This window comes from Pantoea sp. V106_11 (assembly GCF_029967885.1).
Taxonomy (GTDB): Bacteria; Pseudomonadota; Gammaproteobacteria; order Enterobacterales; family Enterobacteriaceae; genus Pantoea; species Pantoea ananatis.
Genome location: NZ_JASCAK010000017.1, coordinates 1 through 552, shown reverse-complemented (window position 1 = coordinate 552; position 552 = coordinate 1). Strand labels below are relative to the sequence as shown.

The following is a 552-nucleotide window of genomic DNA, read 5'->3' as shown; positions in this document are numbered from 1 at the left end:
TGAGACAGGTGCTGCATGGCTGTCGTCAGCTCGTGTTGTGAAATGTTGGGTTAAGTCCCGCAACGAGCGCAACCCTTATCCTTTGTTGCCAGCGATTCGGTCGGGAACTCAAAGGAGACTGCCGGTGATAAACCGGAGGAAGGTGGGGATGACGTCAAGTCATCATGGCCCTTACGAGTAGGGCTACACACGTGCTACAATGGCGCATACAAAGAGAAGCGACCTCGCGAGAGCAAGCGGACCTCATAAAGTGCGTCGTAGTCCGGATCGGAGTCTGCAACTCGACTCCGTGAAGTCGGAATCGCTAGTAATCGTGGATCAGAATGCCACGGTGAATACGTTCCCGGGCCTTGTACACACCGCCCGTCACACCATGGGAGTGGGTTGCAAAAGAAGTAGGTAGCTTAACCTTCGGGAGGGCGCTTACCACTTTGTGATTCATGACTGGGGTGAAGTCGTAACAAGGTAACCGTAGGGGAACCTGCGGTTGGATCACCTCCTTACCTGAAGATACCTTCCCGCGAAGTGCTCACACAGATTGTCTGATAGAAA

The 552-nt window shown here is 53.4% G+C and carries 1 rRNA gene; it reads left to right on the top strand.

Going from position 1 to position 552, the window contains the following annotated elements:
• Positions 1 to 503, top strand: a 16S ribosomal RNA gene (locus QLG08_RS01450); the annotation flags it as partial.
• Positions 504 to 552: the final 49 nt, after the last annotated feature.